General features: G+C 58.1%; 6 protein-coding genes. 3 read left to right on the top strand and 3 right to left on the bottom strand.

Annotated features, from left to right (window positions below):
* Positions 1-120: 120 nt before the first annotated feature.
* The 3 genes from gndA to ACH2EH_RS15835 are packed head-to-tail and all read right to left on the bottom strand — an operon-like array spanning position 121 to position 2,166.
* Positions 121-1,536, bottom strand: coding sequence for an NADP-dependent phosphogluconate dehydrogenase (gndA, locus tag ACH2EH_RS15845; protein ID WP_395143053.1), 1,416 nt, complete (start codon positions 1,534-1,536; stop codon positions 121-123).
* A gap of 58 nt (positions 1,537-1,594) precedes the next feature.
* Positions 1,595-1,915, bottom strand: a complete 321-nt coding sequence (locus ACH2EH_RS15840) for a type II toxin-antitoxin system PemK/MazF family toxin (protein WP_395143054.1) — start codon at positions 1,913-1,915, stop codon at positions 1,595-1,597.
* A complete protein-coding gene (locus tag ACH2EH_RS15835; protein ID WP_395143051.1) occupies positions 1,909-2,166 on the bottom strand; it encodes an AbrB/MazE/SpoVT family DNA-binding domain-containing protein in 258 nt (85 codons plus the stop codon). Before ACH2EH_RS15835 ends, ACH2EH_RS15840 begins: the two co-directional genes overlap by 7 nt.
* 104 nt (positions 2,167-2,270) lie before the next feature.
* Between ACH2EH_RS15835 and ACH2EH_RS15830 the strand changes: the two genes are divergently transcribed.
* The 3 genes from ACH2EH_RS15830 to rpsH all read left to right on the top strand — a co-directional run bounded on the left by ACH2EH_RS15830 (position 2,271) and on the right by rpsH (position 3,838).
* Positions 2,271-2,984, top strand: a complete 714-nt coding sequence (locus ACH2EH_RS15830; RefSeq protein WP_395143049.1) for a DNA-binding response regulator — start codon at positions 2,271-2,273, stop codon at positions 2,982-2,984.
* Positions 2,985-3,137: 153 nt separating this feature from the next.
* On the top strand, positions 3,138-3,407 hold the full coding sequence (gene rpsN, locus ACH2EH_RS15825; RefSeq protein ID WP_309697283.1) for a 30S ribosomal protein S14: 270 nt from the start codon (positions 3,138-3,140) through the stop codon (positions 3,405-3,407).
* Between the two features lie 20 nt (positions 3,408-3,427).
* Positions 3,428-3,838, top strand: coding sequence for a 30S ribosomal protein S8 (rpsH, locus tag ACH2EH_RS15820; protein WP_309697286.1), 411 nt, complete (start codon positions 3,428-3,430; stop codon positions 3,836-3,838).
* Positions 3,839-3,860 lie beyond the last annotated feature (22 nt).

The raw sequence follows: 3,860 nt of genomic DNA, 5'->3' as shown, positions 1-3,860 counted from the left end.
TCTTCATCGGCCCTGGCGAGCGCACCAGCTGGGGAGCCAACGAAGCGTGGTACGAGGCCCACTACCCGCTTCTCATGAAGCTTGGAGATCGCTCCGTGTACTCCATAAAATAAAATCCGTCTACGCGCCCCAGCTTGAGTGGAACGTGCCCTCGCGGTCGGTACGCTCGTAGGTGTGGGCTCCGAAGAGGTCGCGCTGGGCCTGAATCAGATTTGCCGGAAGCGACGCGCGACGGTAGCCGTCGTAGTAGGCCAGGCTGGAGGCAAATGCGGGGACAGGAACCCCGAGCTTTACGGCTTCACCCACCACACGACGCCACGCCGCTTGCCGCGCGCCCAGCCCGTCGCGGAAGTACGGATCAAGCATGAGATTGGCCAGCTCCGCATTGTTGTCGTAGGCATCTTTAATGCGGTCGAGGAAGCGTGCGCGAATAATACATCCCCCGCGCCAGATCGTCGCGATCTCGCCACGGTTCAGGCTCCAGCCAAACTCCGCCGCCGCCGCGTCCATCTGCTGAATGCCTTGGGCGTAGGCGACTATTTTGGAGCAGTAGAGTGCATCCCGAATATCGTTGATGAAGGCCGTTTTATCCCCCTCAAAAGCCACACCAATCGGGCCAGGGAGCTGGGTGCTGGCGGCGACTCGCTCGTCTTTTAGTGCGGAGAGGCAGCGGGCAAACACGGCCTCGGTGATACCGGTGACGGGAATCCCAAGGTCCAGCGCGTTCTGGCTCGTCCACTTGCCGGTGCCTTTTTGCGCCGCTTTGTCGAGCACAAAGTCCACTAAGTGGCCGTCGGTGAGCGTGTCTTTTGTCTGGAAGATCTGCGTGGTGATCTCGATGAGGAAGCTATCCAGATCGCCGTCGTTCCACTCCCCAAACGTCTTGGCTAGCTCTTCATTGGTAAGGCCGCAGACATTCTTTAAGAGATCATACGCCTCCGCGATAAGCTGCATGTCGGCGTACTCAATGCCGTTGTGGATCATCTTGACGTAGTGACCCGCCCCGTCCGCCCCGATATAGGCCACGCAGGGCGTGCCGTCCACTTTGGCGGAGATCGCCTCAAAGATCGGCGCGATTCGGTCATACGCATCGCGCTGGCCGCCGGGCATGATGCTGGGGCCTTTGAGAGCGCCCTCTTCGCCGCCCGAGACACCCACACCCAGAAAGTTGAGTCCCCTGGCCGTGAGGTCTTTATTGCGGCGTTGCGTGTCGGTGTAGAGCGAGTTGCCGCCATCAATCAGCGTGTCGCCCGGGGAGAGCAGTGCGGCGAGCTCGTTAATCACGGCGTCCACGGGGCCGCCCGCTTTCACCATGATTAAGATGGTTCGTGGCGCTTCGAGAGCTTCGACAAGCTCTTTTAGGCTATGTGCCCCAACGAAAGTGCCCTCGGCGCCAAAGTCGGCGATAAACTCGTCCACCTTGCTGGCAGTGCGGTTGTGCACGGCGATAGGGAAGCCATGGTGGGCGACATTTCGGGCGAGATTCTGGCCCATGACGGCGAGGCCGGTGAGGCCAAAGTGCGGTTTCTGACTCAAGAAATTTAACTCCGAATAGGGGGATTCGGATCCATTCTACCGCACTTCATTCAAGGTTTTACAAGCGGAAGCCGCAAGGGGCTTGGAGGACGGCGCGTTGTTCGAAGTCGCTGAGGGTTCCGAGGCGCTTGGTGAGGCGGGTTTTGTTTACGGTGCGAAGCTGATCGAGGACGACTTGGCCGGACTTTTCCTGGAACTCGCAGGGGATGCGCGTAGGGTAGTTTCTGCCGCGCGAGGTCATTGGGGCGATAATCACCGTGGCGATATTGCGGTTTAGCTCATCGGGAGAGACGATCAGGCAGGGGCGGGTTTTCTGAATCTCACTGCCCACCGTCGGGTCGAGGTTGACCAGCCATACCTCCAAGCGCTTGACTACCAGCTCCACTCGTCGGTCTCCCAGCTCGTGAGCATCAGCGATTCGCTATCTAAAAGTGCATCGTCGCCCGCCTGAGCCATTGCTTGAAACTGCGAGTCCCAACCCTGCCGCGTGGGGCGAGCGGCACGGACGATGAGCTGTCCGCACGAGACTTCCAGCTCCACATCGTCGGTGAGGTGCGTTTGCTCCAACAAGAGCTTGGGAATCCGAATGCCCTGCGAGTTGCCGATCTTGACGAGACGTGTCTTCACCATCGTAATTACAATGTATCCCCGGAGGCGCTCTCTGTCAAGAAGTTGAATCTGGTTTTCCGCGCTTGGCGAGTTGAACCGCAAGAAAGCATGGTAGGATTTGGGCCATGACAGAGGAACAACTACAGGAAATTCAGCGCCTGCGTGGGCTGGAAGCATCCCCGAAGATGATTGCGCGGCAGCTTGCTCTGCGGCCCGCCGAGGTGAGCGAGGCGATTCGGAAACAGGCAATTCAGGTTGTCGAGGAGCGCCGTGAACGTGGCGAGCTTGATCCGGTTCATGAGTGCTTGGTGGATGAGATGACAGCCCGCTACTTATTAGATGACAAGCCCATGGGCGATTCTCGTGACGGGCTTGGCTCCGTGATAATCTCTCGCGTGGGGCGGGGAAAGCTTAGTCTCTGCACCTTTCTGGTGGACTACTGGTGTCTGGGGATCAAGGATGCAGACGGGCCACGCCGTGTAGACATGCCCGAGTACGAGTTTCGACGTGATGCGATGTACTCACGCTACGAGGGGCGCTATCGTCATATTACGGTGGAACAGGCACAAGCGATTGTCTATGGGGCCAAAGAGTACGCCGCGACCCTGGGGCTTGAGTCTCACGCCGACGCGGCGCGTGCTCTTGAGGGGCTGGGGCGACGGCCTCAGGCACTTTTCTCGCTGGAGTTCGGGCGAGCGGGCAAGCCTGTGTTCATCAATGGACCACACGATAATGTCCGGGCAATTCGGGCAAAACTGGATAAGAATCTTGGCGCGGGAAACTACGAGTCCATACTGATCTCCGGCAGTTTTGATCCAACGATGCTTTTGGAAAATTGACATTCGATTGATCTGTGATATACTGCCCTCTTTGGTGGCTAGACTAAATATTAGCTACTAAAATTTCTATAACCCAAATGGCGGGGCCGCTTTAAAATGACCCCGCGCCAAAGCCCGGTTGTGATCAACACAGTCGGGACCTGGAGAAGAAAAATGGCCCGAGAATCCTGGAAGACGCGCGAAGCGCGGCGTATCGCCACCGTGGCGAAGTATGCCGACAAGCGTGCAGAACTTAAGAAGAAGGGCGACTACCAAGCGCTGGCACTTTTGCCGCGTGACGCGTCGCCGACCCGCGTTAAGAATCGTTGCTCTATTACGGGGCGCGCCAGCGGTTTTATGCGAAAGTTTGGCGTCAGCCGTCAGACCTTCCGTGAGCTGGCCCACCGTGGTCTCATTCCCGGCGTCCGCAAGGCGAGCTGGTAAGGAATTAAGGAGCAACAACTATGGTAATCTCCGATCCTATCGGCGACCTGCTGACCCGTATCCGCAACGCCCAGATGGCCAACCACGACTCGCTTGAGATGCCCTCCAGCAAGATCAAGTTGGAGATTCTGCGCATTTTGCAGGCGGAAGGCTTTATCACCAAGTACGAAGTGATCACGGATACTCCGCAAGATCGCATCAAAGTCACCCTGAAATACGCCACGGGCGTCGGTCAGAAGCGCTTCCCGGTCATTCAGGGCCTCAAGCGCATCTCCAAGCCCGGTCTGCGTATTTATGCCCCGGCGGATGAGATCCCCTCTGTCAAGCGTGGTCTTGGCGTGGCAATTCTCACCACCTCGCGTGGCATCCTCACCGGTAAGCAAGCTAAGAAGCTGGGTGTAGGCGGCGAAGTCTTAGCCTTCATCTACTAAACCAGGTGATCGTGACTCTGGC

It is taken from the genome of Armatimonas sp. (assembly GCF_043760365.1).
GTDB lineage: Bacteria > Armatimonadota > Armatimonadia > Armatimonadales > Armatimonadaceae > Armatimonas.
The sequence above is the reverse complement of the archived record's forward strand: the minus strand, read 5'-3'. Positions and strand labels throughout refer to the sequence as shown.